The following is a 19,850-nucleotide window of genomic DNA, read 5'->3' on the forward strand; positions in this document are numbered from 1 at the left end:
GCCACTTTGTCAGATTTACTCGTCTAAATTGGATAAATCCGTGCTTCGCCGGTTGTCACAGCGATTCTCCGTTGGGTCAATCCCGGCGTGTCGGGCCTGCTCGGGAGTATCGACATCGGCGGCCATCGCGCTGACAACGGGCGACAGCGCGAGCCTCAACGGCCGGAACGTCCGGTGCACCGAGCGGTCGCGGACCTCCCCCGATACCACCCTGCGCAGGGCGCTCGCACGGTAGCGTCCGGCCAGATACTGGGGCCATCCCTCCTCATCGACCAGGGCGAGCCCGTCCTCGCCGGGCACTCCCGAGGCGAGCAGTGCGACCAGGGGCGCGGGATCGGCGAGGTCGCCGGCCAGGAGATAGACCTCCACGTCCCCCTCGGGCAGCCACTCAAGGGCGGCGGCGATGCCTGCGACGGGCCCGCCGAAGGGCGGGTCCTCGAGCACGAACTCGACCCGCGGATCGTCGAATCCCTCCCGATGGGGCGAGGCCACGACGACGACGTCCGCAACGCTGAGCAGCGCGTCGACGCCGCGCTGGGCGAGGGTCCTGCCCTCGAGAGTGAGGTCGAGCTTGTCCGTGCCCATCCGCGAGGATCTCCCTCCGGCGAGGAGGATCCCCCAGGCCACCGTCTACCCTCCGGCAAACGGCGGGAGCACGTCGACCCGCTCGACGGAGCCGAGCGGGGCCGCGAGGTCACTGACGCGGGCGCCGTCGGCTAGCAGCGAGCTCACCGCAAGCACGCGGCCGAGCTTCTCGTTGCCCTCACCGAGCAGCGCCACCAGATCGTGGCCGTTGAGCCCGTCGACCGCGACGTGACGCTCCTCTACCCCCGCCGCCTCGGCGGCCCCTGCGAAGAACCTGACCTGCATGCTCCACTCCTTCCGCGCCCGGTCATCCGCCGATGGCGCTCATGGTGCGGGCGGGCTGGATGAAGCCCGCCTCGTTGATTCCGTGCGCCTTCGCCTTGCCGCGGTGCCCCCCCGTCCAGGCCTCGACGATGTCCTCGACCGTCCCACCTCCGCGCAGGATCGCACGCAGGTCCGTCTCGCGCTGCGAGAACAGGCAGGTGCGCACCTGTCCGTCGGAGGTGAGTCGGGTGCGGTCGCACGCGCCGCAGAAGGGATTGGTCACCGAGGCGATCACGCCGAGCCGTCCGCCCGGCTGGGTGTCGTCGGCCGCGACGCTCCACAGCTCGGCGGGTGCCGAACCGCGGGGCTCGTCGAGCGCGGAGAGTTCGAACCGGGTGCCGAGCTCGGCGAGGATCTCGGAGGCGGTGACCATGTCGGAGCGCTGCCACTCCCCCGTCGGGCCAAGCGGCATCTGCTCGATGAAGCGCAGCTCGTAGCCGCGCTCGAGACAGAAGGCGGCCAGCGGCACGATGTCGACCTCGTTGACCCCACGCATGATGACGGTGTTGATCTTGACCGGCCGGAGCCCCGCCTCGTCGACGGCACGGATGCTTGCCAGCACGTCGTGCAGCCGGTCGCGTCGGGCGAGCTGTGCGTAGCGGACGGGGTCGAGCGAGTCGAGCGAGATGTTGACCCGGTCGAGGCCCGCGGCGGCCAGCCGCGCGATGCGCTTGTCCAGGCCGAGCCCGTTGGTCGTCAGGGCCAGCTCGGGGCGACCCTTCGCGCCGCGCAACTCGGCGGCGCCGGCGATGATCTGCTCAAGATGTGGACGCAGCAGCGGCTCGCCCCCGGTGAAGCGGATGCGGGTGACGCCCAGCCGCTCGACGGCGACTTTGACCACGCGCACGACCTCATCGTCGGTCAGCGTGTCATCGGTCGGCAGCCAGGTCATCCCCTCGGCGGGCATGCAGTAGGTGCAACGCAGGTTGCAGCGATCGGTCAGGGAGACGCGCAGATCGGACGCCACCCTGCCGTAAGCATCAACCAATTGGGTAAACTGCATGGACCTCACCTTAACCGCCCAGGATGGAACCACGGTATGTCAACGCGAACCCTGGTGCCACAATGGCATCCATGACCAACACCCCGCACGGTCTCGGGCCGACGCGTGCCCGCGTGCTCGCCCTGCTGCAGGCGGCCACCGAGCCGACGTCCGTGGTGGAGGTGGCAGACGAGCTCGACCTGCACAAGAACTCCGCGCGCTTCCACCTGGACGCGCTCGTCGATGCCGGGTACGCCGAGCGGGCCGTGAATGCGACTGGCACCCAGGGCCGGCCGCCGCTGGTGTTCAGCGCGACGAGCGAGGCGCCGAGCATCTCCAACCTGCATCTCACCGAGCTCGTCCAGGTGCTGATCAGCTCATTCATCGAACCGACCGACGACGCCCGCGCTCGCGCGGAGGGGGCAGGCCGCACCTGGGGTGCCTCGGTCGCGGCCCAGGAACAGCCCAGCGGCGAGGCCCTCTCCGAGCTCGCCGTCCATCTCGGTGAGCGCGGGTTCGGCACCACCCAAGACGCCGCGTCCGTGACCTTCACCCGCTGCCCGTTCCGCTCCACCATCGAACCGGAGCAGCTTCCGCTCGTGTGCTCCATGCACCGCGGCTTCCTCGACGGCTACCTCGACGCCTTCGGCTCCAACCTGGTCACCGACGAGCTCCAGATCGGCCCGAAGCTCTGCCACGCGACCTTCGAGGTGGCCTCCGACGACGCCGAGCGCAGCGCCTGACCGCTCCCCGCGAGCCTCGCGATGAGCACTTTCCGGGGTTCGTTGCGCGCCAGGGCCCTCGCACCCGGCGTGTCGCACAACGAGCCCGGAAAAGTGCTCACGATCCCAGCCGAGACGAAGCGACCCCGACCATCTCGAAAGATGGTCGGGGCCGCTCGTCGTCGTCGCGCGGAGGCTGGCTCAGCCCTTGACGCCGCCTGCGGTCAGGCCGGAGACGATGTACTTCTGCAGGTACATGAACAGCAGGATCACCGGGATGGCGGCGATCACGGCGCCCGCTGCGAACAGCGCCCAGGGCGCGTTGCGTTCGTCGGAGCCCCACACGTAGAGGCCGACGGCGAGCGTGTAGTTCTCCGGGCGGCCGAGCACCAGGCGGGCGAGGATGAACTCGCCGTAGGAGCCGACGAAGCTCAGCAGGCCGACCACGGCGAGGATCGGGGTGACGAGCCGCATCATGATGCCCCAGAAGATCTGGGCGTGCGTGGCGCCGTCGATCTTTGCCGCCTCGTCCAGTTCCTTCGGAATGGTGTTGAAGAAGCCGTACATCAGGAACGTGTTGGCCCCCAGCGCACCGCCGAGGTAGACGCAGATCAGCGCGAGGTTCGACCCGATGCCGAGCACGGGGAAGATCTCTCCGAGCGTGGTCACCAGCAGGAAGATCGCGACGAAGGCGAGCATCTGCGGAAACATCTGGATGATCAGCAGCGCGGTGAGGCCACCGCGGCGCCCCTTGAACCGGAACCGGCTGAACGCATAGGCGGCCGCGGCCGCCATGACGACGGTTCCGATGGCGGTCGTGGTGCTCACGATGAAGGAGTTGAGCATCCACTTCGGGAAGTCGGTGCCGAACAGCCTGATGTAGTGGTCCATCGTGAAGGCGCTGAACAGCGACGTCGAGCCGGTGAGCGTTCCGGTCGGGTTGAACGAGGCCGAAAGCACGTAGAGCAGCGGGAAGATCGCGAAGACGATCACCGCGATCGCGAAGATGTGCTTCCAGCCCACTTCCTTCCACCAGCGTGCGCCGCGCAGGCGGGTTTCGTTGTCGCCGGTGGCGATTCGCGTTGCCATCACAGCACCTCCTCGAGCTTGCGGGTCTGACGGAAGCCGAGCCACGAGATGAGGCCGACCACGACGAAGATCAGGATCGACATGGCGCTGGCCAGGCCGTACTGCCTCTCGCCGCCCTCGAAGGCGATGGCGTAGACCATCGAGATCAGGATGTCGGTCTCACCGAGCGGATACGGGGCTCCCGGATAGTTGGGCCCACCTCCCGTGAGCATGAAGATCAGCGAGAAGTTGTTGAAGTTGAACGCGAAGCTGGAGATCAGCAGCGGTGCGACCGAGACAAGCAGGAGCGGAAGGGTGATCGACCCGAAGCGACGCAGAGGGCCGGCTCCGTCCATGATCCCCGCCTCTGTGAGCTCACCGGGGATCGACTGCAGCGCCCCGGTGCACACGAGGAACATGTACGGGAAGCCGAGCCACAGGTTCACGAGCAGGATCGACAACTTGGCGAGGTTGCCGTCGCCCAACCAGTTGATGTCTGCGCCTCCAAGCAACACCTGGTTGATGAACCCGAACTCCCTGTTGAGCAGGCCTCTCCACACGAGGGCGGCCAGGAAGGCAGGGAAGGCGTAAGGAAGGATGAACAGCGCGCGGTAGAGAACGCGGCCCTTGACGCGCGGGTCGTTGAACACGACCGCGAGGAGCATGCCCATCGCGAAGGTGGTCAGCACCGAGAGGATGGCGAAGGCGAAGGACCAGACGAGCGACTTCACGAAGGGCCCGGCCAGTCGGCTGTCGCTGAACATCTGGGTGAAGTTGTCGAAGCCGACATTGACCCGCCAGCCGGGGCTGAGCGTCGAGCCGTCTTCTGCGACGAAGAGTCCCCGCGAGGGGTCGGCCTTAAAGACCTTTCCGTCCGCGGTCGTGAAGGTGTCTGCCGCCTCGTCATAGGTCAGCGTCGACTTCGCGACGTAGGCCATGGTCCCGTTGTCGGTGCGCAGCCAGCCGTCGGCGGGATCGTCGGTCATCGAGACGCGCAGATCGAGCACTTCCTTCTGGCGCTGCTGGATCTGGCCGAGGTTGAGCACCTCCGCGCCCTCGACTTCTGTGACCTTCTCCCCCTCGACGGTCGCCCCGTCTGCGGGTGCGAGCGGGGTCTCGGCGTCACCCACCTTCGCCTCGCCGTCCTGGACGATCGCGAAGGCGATCCTGCCGTCGCGGTCGAGCACGGTGAGCGGGTAGGTGGGGGTGCCGTCGACTCTTCGGTCAGAGGTCTTCATGATCTGGGTGATGGCGGCGGACTTGTTGTCGTTGTGCCCGTCGCCGTAGTTGGTGAAGGCGACATAGGCGGTGTTGACCATCACGTAGATCTGGAACACGGCCAGAAAGATCAGCCCCGGCACGAGGTACTTCGCCGGGATGGCCCGATTCGAGAAGTAGACGTAGTCGACGACGAGCAACGTCACCACCAGGAAGGCGAGCACTCCCCACTCCTCCAGTGGGATGCAGGCCATGATGCCGTAGACGCCCATCGCGTTGACGAGCATGACGAGCACGAGCTTCACGTAGAAGCCTGGGCGCGACAGATCGCGCGCGTGGGAGAGTCTCGACGGTGTTGTCGGAGGGCTCACAATTGGTTCTCCTTCGCTTCGTTGCGACGACTGAGGGTTGCGGGACAGCGTCCCGCAACCCTCAGCCTAGTCTCGACTACGCCGCTGCGATGGCGTCGTTGATGTTCTTGACCATGGCCTGCCATGCGACGGCCGGCTCGGCCTTACCTTCGATGATGCTGAGCTCGGCGGCGCCCCAGTACTTCCACACGGCACCCATGGCGGCGATGGCCGGCATCGGCTGGCCGTACTTGCCCGCCTCGGCGAAGCCGTTGAGGATCGGGTCTTTGACCTTGTCCGCGGAGGCGGTCAGGGCCGGGGTGCGGCCGGCGAACTCGTAGAGCTTGTCCTGGGCCTCAGGGGTGGCCAGGTACTCGAGGAACTGGTTGGCGAGCAGCGCGTTCTCGGACTTCGAGGAGAGGTAGACGCCCTGGACGCCGACGAACGGAGCGGAGGGCTGGCCACCGGCGGACGGGACGGGGACGACGCTCACGTCGATGCCCGCGTCCTGGAAGTCCTTGATGTTCCAGACACCGGTGACGATGTAGGGGGTCTTCTTGTCGAGGAAGGCCTGCTTTGCCTGGTCAGCGCCGAGCGAGGCGGAGACGACCTTCTCGTCTGCCATCTTCTTCAGGTAGGCGGCGAAGGCCTCACCCTCGGGGCCGGCCATGCCGAGCTCGGTGGTGTAGGCGCCGTCGGCGTCGACCTTGAACACGCTCGCACCGAACGAGGTCTGCACCGGGTACAGGTGGTAGGCGTCGCCCTCGGCACCCTGCTGGATGACGACCGGGAACTGGGCGCCCTCGACGGCCTTGCCCTGGGCGATGAGCTCGTCGAAGGTGGCGGGGGTGTCCTGGACCATGCCGTTGTTGCGGACGAGGCCGATGTTCTCGGTGGCATAGGGAACGCCGTAGAGCTGGCCGTCGAAGGTGAAGCCGCGGATGGCGATCTCGTTGAAGCCGGAGACGGCGTCGCCGAGCTCGACGGGGGCGATCACGCCGTTGGCCTGGAGGTCGCCGACCCAGTCGTGCGCGCCGACGATCAGGTCGGGGCCCTCACCGGTCGGGGCCTGGGCGATGAAGTCGGTCTTGATGTCCTGCGAGGGCTTCTGCACGACGTCGAGCGAAACGCCGGTGGAGGCCTGGAAGGCCGAGCCGAGCTGCTTGAAGGCGTCGATGCGGGTCTCGTCGACCCAGACGGTCAGGCTGCCGGTCGCGGCCGGGGCCGACGTGGCGGGCGACGAGGCGGTGGTCGCCTCGGGGCTGGCGACGCCCGTGGTGGGCGTCGAGGTGGAGGTGCCGCTGCCGCCACCGCAGGCGGCGAGAGACAGGGTCAGCCCAGCCGTTGCAACGGCAATGAGGCTCTTGCGCATGTGCTTCTCCTTATGGATCGGGGTCGCATCGGTGCCAACCCGCGTGGTTTCATCGTAACGATTTCTGCAAGGCTTGCAACTCCTTTGCATAACAACTCGGTAACGCTTCGCGGGCCGACGCTGGCGTTGGTTAGTGTTCTGACGCCACGCTTCCTGACGACGGTGTGAGGAGTCAACACCCAGCACGGGTGGCACTCATTGCAAACTTTACAAGGCTGTTGCAGGTCGGCCGAGGTTCTGCAAACATGGCGGGATCCAAGCTCGAAGGAGAGGAGGAGACCGTGATCCCCGCACGAGTGAAACTGGCTGACATCGCCGAGATCGCCGGCGTCTCGACGGCCACGGTCTCGAGGGTGATCAACGAGAAGCCAGTAGTCGCCGAAACCACCCGCGCCAGCGTCCTGGCGGCGCTGGAGGCCCTCGGCCATCCCCTCGACTCCCCCTCCCCCGACCAGCGCGACGGGCTGATCGCCGTGATCGTTCCCGAGCTCGGCAACCCGACCTTCGCTGCCTTCGCCAACGAGCTCTCCCTGCAGCTCTGCAGGAGTCCACGGACTGACAGCGACGGTGGAATGCACCGATTCGGCCACCGTCCGGCACTTCAGAACCCGAGCCAGAGTCGAACCGCACGCCTCGCGACATGGTCATCGTCGACCCCATGCCGACAAGCCCCCGGGGCTCGACCGTCCAGTTCCCTCCCCCGGCACTGAACTCCGCGTAGACCGACGCCAGGCTCCCGGGGCCACGCCGGGCCCCATCAACCACCCGGCGATTCGGCGGCCGGCCGTCTGGGAGCGGTGTCGGATTCCGTCGCAAGCGACGCGTCGTCAGGATCGCGCAGAACCGCTCACCGGAGACAGAATGGAACAGAGTCCGATTGAAGGGATTCAATAAGTGATGACTAGGTACTACGCCTGTCGCGAAGGGCCAACTGTGCCTCGTTACGGTCTGGCAACAATCGTTCCAGACCCCTGACCGTGAGCTTCGCACGCTGTTACTGTGCGGGCATGTCAGCCTTCCCCGAAGAGCGTGCGCTCGTCGAAGTCCGTGGTGTCAACAAGTACTTCGGGCAACATCACGTCCTGAAAGACATCGACCTCGATGTCCAGAAGGGCGAGGTTGTCATCGTCATCGGTCCGTCAGGTTCGGGCAAGTCCACGCTCTGCCGCTCGATCAACCGGCTCGAGACCATCGACTCAGGCGAGATCTGCATCGACGGGAACCTGCTCCCCGAGGAAGGCAGGCAACTCGCTCAGCTGCGCAGCGAGGTCGGCATGGTCTTCCAGGCGTTCAACCTGTTCGCCCACAAGACGGTGCTCGAGAACGTCACCCTCGCACCGATCAAGGTGCATAAGCAGTCGAAGGCCGACGCGGAGAAGCGGGCGATGGATCTCCTCAAGCGTGTCGGCGTCGCCGAGCACGCGCAGAAGCTGCCCGCCCAGCTCTCGGGCGGCCAGCAGCAGCGGGTCGCGATCGCGCGTTCGCTCGCCATGGATCCGAAGGTGATCCTCCTCGACGAGCCCACCAGCGCCCTCGACCCCGAGATGATCAACGAAGTGCTCGACGTCATGATCGAGCTCGCCCGCAGCGGCATGACGATGCTCGTCGTCACCCACGAGATGGGCTTCGCCAGGAAGGCGGCCGACCGGGTCGTGTTCATGGCCGACGGCGCGATCGTCGAGCAGGCAACGCCGGAGACGTTCTTCTCCAATCCGACGTCCGACCGGGCCAAGGACTTCCTTTCCAAGATCCTCGCGTAAAACCACGAGAACGGAGCAATCAAATGAAGATCCGCAAGATCGCTGCGGGGGCAGTCGCCCTCCTCATGTCAGCAGCACTGGCCGCCTGTGGCGGCGAGAAGGCAGCCACCGACTTCCCCGAGGGCAGCACCATGGCCAAGCTGGCCTCAGACGGGAAGATCACGATCGGCACCAAGTTCGACCAGCCCCTGTTCGGCCTGGTCGGCCCCGACGGCAAGCCGGTGGGCTTCGACGTCGAGATGGGCAAGCTGATCGCCAAGAAGCTCGGCATCGCCGAGGACAAGATCGAATGGGTGGAGACGGTCTCGCAGAATCGCGAGCCCTTCATCCAGAACGGTCAGGTCGACATCGTCATCGCCACCTACACCATCAACGACAAGCGCAAGGAAGTCATCGACTTCGCCGGCCCCTACTACACGGCAGGCCAGTCGTTCCTCGTGGCGAAGGGCAACAAGGCCGGCATCAAGGGGATCGACTCCGTCGGAGACAACACAATCTGCACCGTGACCGGCTCCACTTCCGAGAAGAACATCAAGGAGCACACCGACAAGGTGATCACCGTCGACAAGTACTCCGACTGCCTCGAGCCGATCCGCACCGGCCAGGCGCAGGCGCTGACCACCGACAACGTGATCCTCGCCGGCCTCGTGTCCCAGAACCCCGACGAGTTCGAGGTCGTCGACTCCACCTTCACTGAGGAGCCCTACGGCATCGGCCTAAAGAAGGGCGACGACGAGTTCCGCACGTTCATCAACGACACTCTCGACGAGGCGTACAAGGACGGCGCTTGGAAGAAGGCCTGGGAGGACACCGCGGGCAAGGTGCTCCCCGTGCCGGAGCCCCCGGCCGTCGACCGCTACTGACGCACAACCGCTGACGATCCGAGGAGGAGGCGCCCATGGAGGCGGTCTTCAGCAACCTGGACCAGTACTGGGTCGGGTTCAAAGGCACCATCGAACTGCTCGCCATCGGCGGGTTGGGCGCCCTCCTTCTCGGCACCGTCATCGCACTGCTTCGGATCTCCCCCATCGCGAGCCTTCGGGCCGTCGCGGTCTCGTACACCGAGCTGCTGCGTAACACACCACTCACGCTGGTGTTCTTCCTGATCATCGTCGTGCTGCCCACGCTCCAGCTCGGCTTCTCCAATCCGAAGATCGGGGCCTTCATCGCGCTGTCGATGTACACCTCGGCCTTCGTGGCGGAGGCGATCCGGTCGGGCATCAACGGCGTCCCCATCGGTCAGGCCGAGGCCGCCAGATCCGTGGGGCTGACCTTCGGACAGACGGTGTTCCTGATCATCCTTCCCCAGGCCTTCCGGATGGTGATCCCGCCGCTGATCAACGTCTTCATCGCGCTCGCGAAGAACACCTCGGTCGCGGGTGGCTTCCTGGTGGTGGAGCTCTTCGCGGTGTCGAAGGGCCTCGCCAATGCCAACGGCAACGCCGTCATCCCGATCCTGCTCGGCATCGCGGCCTGCTACCTGATCATCACGATCCCGCTCGGCCAGTTGGCCGGATGGGTTGAGCGGAAGGTGGCGATGCAGCGATGAGCGCCGCCAATGTTCTCTACGACGCCCCCGGCCCCAAGATCCGGCGGCTGTCCCTCGGCCTTTCGGTCCTGATCGGCCTCGGTGTCGTCGCCCTGCTCGGCTGGTTCATCTGGCGGCTGGGACAACCACGCACCACCGTCAACGGCGCGGTCCTGACCGGCCTCTGGGATCCGAGCCGGTGGGACATCTTCGAAGATCCCCGCGTCTGGGAGGGCCTCCTTATCCGAGGCCTCCTGATGGGGACGCTGCGCGCCGCGGCCCTCGCGGCGGTCCTCGCCCTCATCCTCGGGACCATCCTGTGCTTCGCGCGCAGCGCGCGTTCCGCCTGGATCCGGGTCCCCACGACGATCATCCTCGAGTTCTTCCGCGGCATGCCCGTCCTGCTGATGATGCTGTTCATCCTGCTGGCGATGAAGACCGGAGGCTACTGGGCCGTCGTGCTCGCGTTGACCGTCTACAACGGGGCGATCATCGGCGAGGCGCTCCGGGCGGGGATCGCATCGCTGCCGCGGGGGCAGCGCGAGGCGGGCCTTTCGCTCGGCCTGACGTCGACCACGTCGAAGCTGATCATCGAGTTCCCGCAGGCGTTCCGGCAGATGCTGCCCATCATCGTCGCCCAGCTCGTCGTGCTGCTGAAGGACACCTCCCTCGGCTACGTCGTCGCCTACCAGGAGATTCTGCGAGTTTCGTACACGCTGAAAGACTTCTACGGCTCGACCAGATACTCATTCTCAATCTTCCTCGTAGTGCTCGTCACGTACCTGGTCGTGAACTTCTCACTCTCGACGCTGGCCCGCTGGCTGGCCAAGCGCAGCGGGCCGAAGACCCAGGCGATGATCGTGGCCGACGCTAATCTCTCCGCCACCCAGACCCAGGTCTGAGCCGAGAGCCGCAACCTCGCCCGCTGCGGTCGGGAACCGCGGCCGGACGATGAGCCAGTGCATGACTGGCGCGTGCGCCCCCGCCCGGCCGGTCAGGCCTTGGTGCCTGCCGGGAGCGCCGCGACGATCTCCTGGGCCGTGGCCTTCGCGTCGCCGAAGCACATCACGGAGTTCTCGTTGAAGAACAGCGGGTTCTGGACGCCCGCGTACCCGGCGCTCATCGACCGCTTGAACACGACGACCGTTCCCGCCTCCCACACGCGCAGGACCGGCATGCCGGAGATCGGCGACCCCGGCTCCATGGCAGCGGGGTTGACGGTGTCGTTGGCGCCGATCACCAGGACGACGTCGGTGTCCTTGAGGTCGTCGTTGATCTCGTCCATCTCGTAGACGATGTCGTAGGGCACCTTCGCCTCGGCGAGCAGCACGTTCATGTGACCCGGGAGACGACCGGCGACCGGATGGATGCCGAAGCCCACCTTCTTACCCTGCGCGCGGAGCCGCTCGGTCAGTTCCGCGACGGCGTACTGCGCCTGGGCGACCGCCATGCCGTAGCCGGGCACGATCATCACGGAGCCGGCCCCGTCGAGCAGTTCCGCGACCTCAGTGGTGGACGCCTCCCGGTGCTCGCCGTAGTCACGGTTCCCCGCGGCGGAGACGTCCTCGCCGAATCCGCCGAGGATGACGGAGACGAACGAACGGTTCATGGCGCGGCACATGATGAAGCTGAGGATGGCGCCGGACGCGCCGACGAGCGCACCGGTGATGATCAGGATGGTCATGTCGAGCATGAAACCGCTCGCTGCCGCCGCCCAGCCGGAGTAGGAGTTCAGCATCGACACGACCACCGGCATGTCCGCGCCGCCGATCGCGGCGACCAGGTGGGCGCCGAGCAGCAGCGAGAGCACGGTGGCGATGATCAGCGGGACGACCGAGCCGGTGTCCAGGTACCACCAGCCGAGCAGGGCGATGGCCACGACGGTGGCGAGGTTCAGCCAGTGCCGTCCGGGCAGGGTGAGCGGCTTGGACTTGATCTTGCCGTTCAGCTTGCCCCAGGCGATCAGCGACCCGGTGAACGTGACGGCGCCGATGAACACGCCGAGGAAGACCTCGATGGAGTGCAGCGCGTCAGCGTGCCCGCCGGCCTCGAGATGCACGTTGAAGCCGACGAGGACGGCGGCGGCCCCGACGAAGCTGTGCAGGAGGGCGACGAGTTCGGGCATGCCCGTCATCTCGACCTTCTTGGCCCGCCACAGGCCGATCGCGCCGCCGATGGCGAGCGCGGCGTACAGCATGATGGCCGCGTCGATCTGCAGGTTGTGGTTGGCGTAGTCTCGGTAGGCGATGGCGAAGTTGGTCGCCACGACCGCGAAGACCATGCCCATGATCCCGTAGACGTTTCCCTTGCGCGCCGTCTCGTGCTTCGAGAGGCCGGCGAGCGCGAGGATGAACATCAGGCCGGCTGCGATGTAGGTCGCGTTGATGAAGTTCGTCAGCATGGCTCTCAGCCCTTCCTGAACATGCCGAGCATGCGCTGGGTGACGGCGAAGCCGCCGAACACGTTGATGGAGGCGAGCAGGACGGCGACGGCGGCAATGATCTTGACGAGGTAGGAGTCACTGGCCAGTTGGGTCATCGCGCCGACGATGATGATGCCGCTGATCGCGTTGGTGACGCTCATCAGGGGTGTGTGGAGCGCGTGGGTGACATTCCAGACGACGTAGTAGCCGACGACGCAGGCGAGGGCGAAGATGCCGAACAGGCCGACGAACGCCGACGGCGCGACCGTCAGGACCGCGATCAGCGCGATCGAGCCGACGGCGACCGCCGAGACCTGATGCCACCAGGGCCGCTCCTTCGGCGGGGGCGGTGGCTCGACCGGCGCGACCTCCTTCGCCGCGGGCGCCGGGGCCGCGGACACCTCGATCGGCGGCGGCGGGAAGGTGATCTCGCCGTCACGCACGGTGGTCATGGTGCGCACGACCTCGTCGTCGAAGTCGATGACGAGGTGGCCGTCCCTTGCCGGGGTCATCAGCGTCAGCGCGTTGACGAGGTTCGTGCCGTACAGCTGCGAGGACTGGCCAGGCAGCCGGCTCGCGAGGTCGGTCCAGCCGATGATGGTGACGCCGCCGTCGGTGGTGTAGCTCTCGCCGGGGCGGGTCAGCTCGCAGTTGCCGCCTCCCTGGGCGGCGAGGTCGACGATGACCGAACCGGGTCGCATCGTGGCGACCATGTCTGCGGTGATCAGCTTGGGTGACGGGCGTCCGGGAATGGCCGCGGTGGTGACGATGATGTCGACGTCGGCGGCCTGCTCGGCGTAGAGCTGGGCTGCCTTCTTGGCGTAGTCGGCCCCGACCTCCTTGGCATAGCCGTCAGACGAGACCCCCTGGCCGGCCGTGTCGACGTGGAGGAAGGTGGCCCCCATCGACTCGACCTGTTCGGCCGTCTCGGGCCGGACATCGGTCGCGCGGACGATCGCGCCGAGCGAGTTGGCGGCGCCGATGGCGGCGAGTCCTGCGACGCCGGTGCCCGCGACGAGCACCTTCGCCGGCGGCACCTTTCCTGCGGCCGTCACCTGGCCGGTGAAGAACCGACCGAAGGCGTGCGCGGCCTCGACGACGGCTCGGTAGCCGGAGATGTTGGCCATCGAGCTGAGCGCGTCGAGCGCCTGGGCTCGGCTGGTGCGGGGAACCATGTCCATGCTCAGCGCGGTGACGCCACGCGCGGCGAGCCGACCGGTGAGTTCACCGTCCTGCCTGGGGAAGAGGAAGCCGATCAGGACGGCTCCGGGCCGCAGCTTGGCGATCTGCGGCTCCGCCGGGGCGTTGACGGTGAGCACGATGTCGCTGCCACAGGCCCGTGCCTGGGTGACGATCTCCGCTCCGGCTTCGGCATACGCCCCGTCGGGGAAGGCCGACCTCAGCCCTGCTCCCGTCTCGACCACGACGTCGTAGCCGAGCCCGATCAACTGCGAGACGGTCTTCGGCGTCGCCGCGACTCTGTTCTCTCCGGCGCCCAGTTCGCTGGGGATCCCAATGCGCATGGCCAGAACCGTATCGGGCCGCCACTGGGCGTCTTGAGTTGGGGTCGCTTGGGAGCGCTGGCAGTCCGGATGGAGGGGGCATGGCCACCCGCCGCGAGGGTCAGGTGGACGGGTTCACGGCAGGGTTCCTGCGATCTCACGCAGGGCGCGGACATGGGCGTCGAACGCCTCCCTGCCCGGCTCCGTGAGCGAGAGCCAGGTCAGCCGCCTCGCGTGGCTGCGGCTCGCGGAGGCGGCCTTGCGGCTGACCACGTAGCCCAGGTCGACGAGGGTCTTGACGTGCTTGGACAGGGTTGCGTCCGAGACCTCGAGGGTGTCGCGGAGGACGGCGAAGTCGAGCTGATGCACGCGCCGCAGCAACCCGCAGATCCGCAGCCGCAGCGGGGCGTGGATCGCCTCGTCGAAGCGGGCGAGGTCACTCACTGCGCAGCCGCTCCAGGGCGCTGTCGTAGGCGACTCGAGCGAGCAACGTCGTGATCACGAACGCGGAGAGGCTGGTGACGGCGACCGCCCAGGTCGCGCCGAGGGCCACCAGCCCGAGTGAGGCGCTGAACAGGGCGAGGCCGGCGACGACGATCCCTACGAACGCGAGGGTGCCTTCGTCCCCACCTTCGGGAACCTGATGCCGGTCTCCTTCTGGATCAGGTGGACGATGGTCAGGGTCACGGCAAGGGCCAGCCACAGGGTTGCAGGAGGCTCGTACTCGTCGCGGGGCGTCGTGGTTGCGGCAGCGGCGACGAACCAGGCGGCCACCGCGCCGAACCCGGCGAGCAGAACCCAGGGCACACGCCTCTGGGAGAGTCGGTCGTTGTCGGTCGACAGCGCCTTCAAAGTGTCAGCAGCCGCCTCGGGCGTCGGTCCAGTGACGTTGCTTTCCATACCGGAAAGTCCAGCATCACTTTCCAACCTGGCAAGTGACTCTGGAACCCCCTATGACCGGGCGCTCCACACAGCCCAGGCGGCCAGCGTGATCCCGTCGACGATCAGGCCTTGCGCGATTGCTCCGACCAACTCCTCGAACGGGACCCACACAGCGTCGCTCAACTCGGATCCCACGGACAGGCCGGGTTGCGCTGCGACCACCTCCACGATCCCGATCGCATTGCTGAGGAGTCCCGTGTCTGCATGGATGCCCCCCAGCTCACGAACCGTCCGGACTGCCTCGATGCCGGTCTCTTCCCGGAGCTCACGCAGAGCGGTCTCGACCATGCTCTCCCCCGGCTCGCCCATTCCGCGGGGAAACTCCAGGCTCGTGGCCCTGATGGCGGGGCGCCACAACCGCGCCATCAACACCCGCTCGTCGTGAATGACCACGCACACGGCTCCGGGTTGGCCGTCCATGAGTTCGACGTGACGAGTCCGGTACGCCTCACCTTCGGTAGGCGTCACCAGGTCCGAGTAGACACTCAGCCAGGGAGCGGCGCCGTCGCGGTACAGCTGCTCGCTGACGATCCTCGGCTCCTCGATGTCCTCTTCTCCCACTGTCACGCTCCCGTCAGCTCAATCACGGAGGACAGATTCCTGTCCCCCAGATGGCGGTACTCGCGCCAGCTCGCCACAGCCTCGGGTAGCACGCCGACCAGGAGCGCCGCTCCGAGCGAGAGTACAGTCCAACGACCGTCGAACTCGGGGATCAGATCCAGCATGAAGGCGATCGTCGCGAAGACGGCCACCATCACGGCGCGGGTGATGACCCCCTTACGCTGCGACCGGACATCTCCGTGCTCTGAGACGACCCGCACCTGGTAGGCCAGCTCCTTCGTGGTTTCCTTCCCCGCTTCACGTTGCCACGCGGTGATCGCATCGCGGGCCTCATACCGGAAGGCCTGAAACCTAGCCGGGGTCATCTCGCCGAGCTGGACTGTCGCCTCGCCGGAGAGCGCGAGCTGCCCCGCCCGGACGCCGGCGCTTCCAGGAGCGTCGCCGTCAGTGCCCTGCCGCACCTTCAGCCAGACCTCTGCCCCACAGGACTCCGAGAGGGCCAACGAGTAGGCGTCGGCATAGGCGGCGTGGAGGCGGCGCTTCTCTGCACCATCGATGTCGAGCTCGTCGATGGCAACCTTCGCGTGAGAGCGGTCGGGCTGCCTGTGGACACGGCTCAACAACTCGTCCGGCAGTCCCGTCGTGGCAGTGGTGAGCCGCCTGCGCATGCGCGCCTCGAACAGGTCCCGGTCGGGCAGCTCCATGGGCGCCGTCTCCACCAGCCCGGCCGTTTCAGCGTCGAACCAGCTCTGCCACGCGTAGGCCAAGCCCTTGAGCGCACCTTCCTCCAGGCCGAGGCCTCGCTCAAGTGCGGCCGCCACTTCCGTGGCGACCATGCCGCTCGGCGCGTCAGCGATCTGGTCGGCGGGCAGCCCCTCAAGTCGGCTGAACGCAGCTCCGGCGTCGACCCCTGCAGGCAGGCCCGCGAGTACGGAGGACCAGATGACGAACCGAAGCTTCCTCCCGTCCCGACCGGTCGCGAAGGCGCGCAGCGACTCCTCGAGGTTCGAGGAACGGATGCGCACCCGGATGCCTGGCCGCTCAGCCAGAGGCATGCCGAGCAACTCGAGCGTCCCCGGCGCGGTCAACGCCTGGAAGAAGACGCCATCGATGAGTTGCGCATCGGTCAGCACGATCTGCTGCGAGAACAGCACCGCCGTGCGCAGCACGCCCCCGAACCACTGCTGAGCCGCGCGCCCATCTCCCCGGACGGTGTACAAGGCGCCGTGAGCCTGCGCCCACAGGCCGGGGATATCACCATGGAGGTGTCTCCACTGCCGCGACTGGACCTCGGAGTCGAGGTTGAAGACCATGGTCTGTGCCATGGCTCAACGGTAGGGCTAGAGGACGGCGCCGGGGGTGTAGGCCGCGGCGTCGGGATCGGAGGAGACGATCTCGCCGACCCTCTCCGCGACCCGGGCGACCTGAGCCTGTGCCGTGCCTGCGAGCTCGAGCGGGGAGACGATCAGCGCGTCGAGGTCCTCCCGGGTCAGCCCGAGCCGCTCGTCGGCGGCCAGCCGGTCGAGCAGGTCGTTGGTCCGGGCGCCCTTGCGCAGGTCGAGCGCGACGGCGACGGCATGCTCCTTGATCGCCTCGTGTGCGACCTCGCGGCCGACGCCCTTGCGGACGGCGGCCATCAGGACCTTCGTGGTGGTCAGGAAGGGAAGGTAGCGCTGCAGTTCGGCCTCGATCACCGCGGGGAAGGCGCCGAAGTCGGCGAGCACCGTCAGGAACGTTTCGAAGAGGCCGTCGAGTGCGAAGAAGGCGTCTGGCAGCGCTACGCGGCGCACCACGGAACAGGACACGTCGCCCTCGTTCCACTGATCGCCCGCGAGCTCGCCGACCATCGACACGTAGCCCCGCACGACCACCGACAGGCCGTTGACGCGCTCGCACGAGCGGGTGTTCATCTTGTGCGGCATCGCGGACGAGCCGACCTGGCCCTCCTTGAAGCCCTCGGTGACCAGCTCGAGGCCGGCCATCAGGCGGATCGTCGTGGCCACATTCGACGGCGCGGCCGCGACCTGGGCGAGCGCCGTGACGGCGTCATAGTCGAGGGAGCGCGGGTAGACCTGGCCGGTCGACGTGAAGACCTGGGCGAAGCCGAGCTCGTCGGCGATCCGGCGCTCGAGGTCGGCGAGCTTCTCCGCGTCACCGCCGAGCAGGTCGAGCATGTCCTGGGCCGTTCCGACAGGGCCCTTGATCCCGCGTGCCGGGTACCTACCGATCAGGTCGTCGAGCCGTTCCAGCGAGACGAGGAGTTCGTCCGCGGCGGTCGCGAACCGCTTCCCGAGCGTGGTCAGCTGGGCGGCGACGTTGTGGGAACGCCCGGTGAGCGGCTGGTCGGCGTACTGGGTGGCGAGGCGGGTCAGCTGCGCGAGGGCCGCAACCACGCGGGCACGCACCAGGCGCAGCGACTCGAGCACCTGGAGCTGCTCGATGTTCTCGGTGAGGTCACGCGACGTCATGCCCTTGTGGATGTGCTCGAAGCCCGCCAGGTCGTTGAACTCCTCGATCCTTGCCTTCACGTCGTGGCGCGTGATCCGCTCGCGGGCGTTGATCGAGTCGAGATCGACCTGGTCGATCACGTTCTCGTACGCGGCGATCACCTGATCCGGGTCGGCTCCGCCGAAGTCGACGCCGAGGTCGCGCTGGGCGCGGAGCACTGCGAGCCACAGCCTGCGCTCGGAGACGATCTTGGCCTCGGGGGCCCAGATGTCGCGCATCTGCGTGGAGGCGTAGCGGTTGGCCAGGACATTGGGGACGATCATGGGCCGCAGTCTAGTGGCGGTGCGCGGACGGTCGAACCGACGTTTCAGCCGGTCATGCCGCCTCGAACTGGCCGACGGCGGCGGCGACCACCAGCATCGACTGCGCCTCGTCCATCCCGCTGCCGCGGAACGCCTCGAGGGAGTCGACGTCACGCCAGATCTCACACACGTTGACGCGGTCCACGTCGAGCGGGTCGGGCGATACGGAGAAGTCGAGGCAGCCCGCGGCTGAGCGGGCCTTCAGCACAGCATCCGCTGAGTGCTCGAGGAACTGCTCCCTGCTTCCCGTGGCGATCCTCAGGTGTCCGGCAATGATGATCATGCCGTCCACCCTACGGGCGAGCGGCCGCGCGGAACGCCTGCACGAGCTGGACCGCCGGGGCGACGACGGCAGAGGTTCCCTCGACCGGGGCCGCGCCGTCGTCGAGGAAGTCGCGCTGCAGGTCGACCATGAGCGCGGCGCTCCTCCAGTGCGGCTCGAGGTGGGAGTCGGGGGTGGCCATGGCGCGACGATAACCCTCGGCGGGGGCCGGGACGCCGCGCGGCCCGAAAGTCTCGGGCGAGACTCTCAGTCCGCTCGCCGGAGGCCGGCACGGGCAGTCGACCTGCGTGCCTCCCTGACGGTGTCGGCGTCGATCGCAGATCCCGCGCGAGCGATGGTCGCACCCGCGCGCCCCCGGCCGGGCATGCACTTTGGGCCAGTCAGGCCTAGTAATGGAGTTCGTGAACGGGCCGCTCGCCTATGCTGACGCGATGTCGATCATCCGCCCGAAGGTCCTGGTCACAGGCGCCACCGGTTTCCTGGGCGGATACACGGTCGCCGAACTCCGGGAGTCGGGGCACGAGGTGCTCGCCTCAGGCCGCGACCGGACGAAGCTCGACCGCCTGCGGGTCGAGACGATCGCCGCTCCGCTCAGTGAACTGCCTGACGCCGCGCTGTTCCGCGTCGACGCCATCGTGCACTGCGCAGCACTCTCATCCCCCTGGGGCCGGTGGTCACAGTTCGCCCGCGCCAACGTCGAGGGAACGGCCGCCGTCGCCGAGGCCGCACGCCGCCACCACATCCCACGCATCGTGTTCATCTCGTCGCCCAGCATCTACTCGACCGCGGCGGACCGGCTGAACATCTCCGAGGACGAGGTCGACGGGTCGAACCCGCTCAACCACTACATCGCCTCGAAGCTGGAGGCGGAGCGGTTGCTGCGCGCCGCCCACGCGGATGGGGACCTCCCAGAACTGATCATCCTCCGACCGCGAGGGCTGGTCGGGGCAGGCGACCCGAGCCTCGCGCCGAGGCTGCTCGATGTCCACAGTCGCATCGGGGTCCCCCTGTTCCGGGAGGGGCGCAACCTGGTCGACCTGACGGCCGTGGAGAACGTCGCTCTCGCGATCCGCCTGGCTCTCGGGCACCCGGACGCGCACGGTCAGGCCTACAACATCACCAACGGCGACCCTCGCCCGTTCCGGGAACTGCTGGACCTCCTGTTCGGGCTGCTCGGCGAGTCCCCGCGCTACCGACGGGTCTCTACGCGGGTGCTCTATCCGCTCGCAGGGGCGCTCGAGCGGATCTGCGCTGCCCTTCCTGGCATGCCCGAGCCGCCGCTGACCCGCTACACGCTGACCACCATCGCCTACTCGCAGACGCTGGACATCACCCGCGCAAGGAACGACCTCGGCTACGCCCCACGGGTCAGCCTCGACGACGCGCTCGCGGCCTTCGCCGCGACCAGAGGGGCGGCCTGA

22 protein-coding genes are annotated in these 19,850 nt (G+C 67.4%); 7 read left to right on the forward strand and 15 right to left on the reverse strand.

The window, feature by feature from the left end:
• Window positions 1-15: 15 nt before the first annotated feature.
• The 3 genes from mobA to moaA are packed head-to-tail and all read right to left on the reverse strand — an operon-like array spanning window position 16 to window position 1,912.
• Window positions 16-585: a molybdenum cofactor guanylyltransferase gene (mobA, locus tag BW733_RS04115; protein WP_152024553.1), complete on the reverse strand. Its 570-nt coding sequence runs from the start codon at window positions 583-585 to the stop codon at window positions 16-18.
• 45 nt (window positions 586-630) lie between these two features.
• Complete coding sequence (locus BW733_RS04120) at window positions 631-870, reverse strand: MoaD/ThiS family protein (RefSeq protein WP_077348141.1); 240 nt, start codon at window positions 868-870, stop codon at window positions 631-633.
• Window positions 871-892: 22 nt separating this feature from the next.
• Entirely contained in the window at window positions 893-1,912 is a 1,020-nt protein-coding gene (gene moaA, locus BW733_RS04125; protein ID WP_077348143.1) for a GTP 3',8-cyclase MoaA, read from the reverse strand.
• 71 nt (window positions 1,913-1,983) lie between these two features.
• Here moaA and BW733_RS04130 point away from each other — a divergent pair, with 71 nt between their 5' ends.
• Window positions 1,984-2,634, forward strand: coding sequence for a helix-turn-helix transcriptional regulator (locus tag BW733_RS04130; RefSeq protein WP_161490124.1), 651 nt, complete (start codon window positions 1,984-1,986; stop codon window positions 2,632-2,634).
• 180 nt (window positions 2,635-2,814) lie between these two features.
• Here BW733_RS04130 and BW733_RS04135 read toward each other — a convergent pair whose 3' ends face one another.
• From BW733_RS04135 to BW733_RS04145, 3 genes are all read right to left on the reverse strand, one after another.
• A complete protein-coding gene (locus BW733_RS04135; protein ID WP_077348147.1) occupies window positions 2,815-3,702 on the reverse strand; it encodes a sugar ABC transporter permease in 888 nt (295 codons plus the stop codon).
• Window positions 3,702-5,270 carry an ABC transporter permease subunit gene (locus BW733_RS04140; protein ID WP_237268293.1) on the reverse strand — a complete coding sequence of 523 codons (1,569 nt, stop codon included), beginning with the start codon at window positions 5,268-5,270 and terminating at the stop codon, window positions 3,702-3,704. The genes BW733_RS04135 and BW733_RS04140 overlap by 1 nt, the downstream gene beginning before the upstream one ends.
• A gap of 76 nt (window positions 5,271-5,346) precedes the next feature.
• Window positions 5,347-6,621 carry a sugar ABC transporter substrate-binding protein gene (locus BW733_RS04145; protein WP_077348149.1) on the reverse strand — a complete coding sequence of 425 codons (1,275 nt, stop codon included), beginning with the start codon at window positions 6,619-6,621 and terminating at the stop codon, window positions 5,347-5,349.
• Window positions 6,622-6,866: 245 nt separating this feature from the next.
• Between BW733_RS04145 and BW733_RS04150 the strand changes: the two genes are divergently transcribed.
• The 5 genes from BW733_RS04150 to BW733_RS04170 all read left to right on the forward strand — a co-directional run bounded on the left by BW733_RS04150 (window position 6,867) and on the right by BW733_RS04170 (window position 10,811).
• The gene (locus BW733_RS04150) at window positions 6,867-7,331 is read left to right on the forward strand and encodes a LacI family DNA-binding transcriptional regulator (protein ID WP_077348151.1); all 465 of its coding nucleotides are present in this window, start codon (window positions 6,867-6,869) and stop codon (window positions 7,329-7,331) included.
• A 297-nt stretch (window positions 7,332-7,628) separates the two neighbouring features.
• Window positions 7,629-8,381, forward strand: coding sequence for an amino acid ABC transporter ATP-binding protein (locus tag BW733_RS04155; RefSeq protein ID WP_077348153.1), 753 nt, complete (start codon window positions 7,629-7,631; stop codon window positions 8,379-8,381).
• Window positions 8,382-8,404: 23 nt separating this feature from the next.
• Complete coding sequence (locus tag BW733_RS04160; RefSeq protein WP_077348155.1) at window positions 8,405-9,244, forward strand: glutamate ABC transporter substrate-binding protein; 840 nt, start codon at window positions 8,405-8,407, stop codon at window positions 9,242-9,244.
• Between the two features lie 35 nt (window positions 9,245-9,279).
• Window positions 9,280-9,930 (forward strand): amino acid ABC transporter permease, encoded by a 651-nt coding sequence (locus tag BW733_RS04165; RefSeq protein ID WP_077348157.1) that lies wholly within the window; start codon window positions 9,280-9,282, stop codon window positions 9,928-9,930.
• Complete coding sequence (locus BW733_RS04170; RefSeq protein WP_077348159.1) at window positions 9,927-10,811, forward strand: amino acid ABC transporter permease; 885 nt, start codon at window positions 9,927-9,929, stop codon at window positions 10,809-10,811. Before BW733_RS04165 ends, BW733_RS04170 begins: the two co-directional genes overlap by 4 nt.
• A 92-nt stretch (window positions 10,812-10,903) precedes the next feature.
• Here the strand turns inward: BW733_RS04170 and pntB are convergent, their stop codons facing one another.
• From pntB to BW733_RS18185, 9 genes are all read right to left on the reverse strand, one after another.
• A complete protein-coding gene (pntB, locus tag BW733_RS04175; RefSeq protein ID WP_077348161.1) occupies window positions 10,904-12,310 on the reverse strand; it encodes a Re/Si-specific NAD(P)(+) transhydrogenase subunit beta in 1,407 nt (468 codons plus the stop codon).
• Between the two features lie 5 nt (window positions 12,311-12,315).
• Window positions 12,316-13,854, reverse strand: a complete 1,539-nt coding sequence (locus BW733_RS04180) for a Re/Si-specific NAD(P)(+) transhydrogenase subunit alpha (RefSeq protein WP_077348163.1) — start codon at window positions 13,852-13,854, stop codon at window positions 12,316-12,318.
• A 114-nt stretch (window positions 13,855-13,968) separates the two neighbouring features.
• Window positions 13,969-14,277 carry a transcriptional regulator gene (locus BW733_RS04185; protein ID WP_077348165.1) on the reverse strand — a complete coding sequence of 103 codons (309 nt, stop codon included), beginning with the start codon at window positions 14,275-14,277 and terminating at the stop codon, window positions 13,969-13,971.
• Window positions 14,278-14,433: 156 nt separating this feature from the next.
• Entirely contained in the window at window positions 14,434-14,733 is a 300-nt protein-coding gene (locus BW733_RS18845) for a hypothetical protein (protein WP_202970279.1), read from the reverse strand.
• A gap of 51 nt (window positions 14,734-14,784) precedes the next feature.
• Window positions 14,785-15,342 (reverse strand): NUDIX hydrolase, encoded by a 558-nt coding sequence (locus BW733_RS04195; RefSeq protein ID WP_077348167.1) that lies wholly within the window; start codon window positions 15,340-15,342, stop codon window positions 14,785-14,787.
• Complete coding sequence (locus tag BW733_RS04200) at window positions 15,339-16,661, reverse strand: hypothetical protein (protein WP_152024554.1); 1,323 nt, start codon at window positions 16,659-16,661, stop codon at window positions 15,339-15,341. The genes BW733_RS04195 and BW733_RS04200 overlap by 4 nt, the downstream gene beginning before the upstream one ends.
• Window positions 16,662-16,676: 15 nt before the next feature.
• Window positions 16,677-18,107: an adenylosuccinate lyase gene (purB, locus tag BW733_RS04205; protein ID WP_077348171.1), complete on the reverse strand. Its 1,431-nt coding sequence runs from the start codon at window positions 18,105-18,107 to the stop codon at window positions 16,677-16,679.
• A gap of 52 nt (window positions 18,108-18,159) precedes the next feature.
• Window positions 18,160-18,429, reverse strand: a complete 270-nt coding sequence (locus tag BW733_RS04210) for a putative quinol monooxygenase (RefSeq protein WP_077352693.1) — start codon at window positions 18,427-18,429, stop codon at window positions 18,160-18,162.
• A gap of 10 nt (window positions 18,430-18,439) precedes the next feature.
• On the reverse strand, window positions 18,440-18,610 hold the full coding sequence (locus BW733_RS18185) for a cysteine hydrolase family protein (protein WP_161490125.1): 171 nt from the start codon (window positions 18,608-18,610) through the stop codon (window positions 18,440-18,442).
• A gap of 250 nt (window positions 18,611-18,860) precedes the next feature.
• Between BW733_RS18185 and BW733_RS04215 the strand changes: the two genes are divergently transcribed.
• Window positions 18,861-19,850: an NAD-dependent epimerase/dehydratase family protein gene (locus BW733_RS04215; protein WP_077352695.1), complete on the forward strand. Its 990-nt coding sequence runs from the start codon at window positions 18,861-18,863 to the stop codon at window positions 19,848-19,850.

This window comes from Tessaracoccus flavescens (assembly GCF_001998865.1).
Taxonomy (GTDB): Bacteria; Actinomycetota; Actinomycetes; order Propionibacteriales; family Propionibacteriaceae; genus Arachnia; species Arachnia flavescens.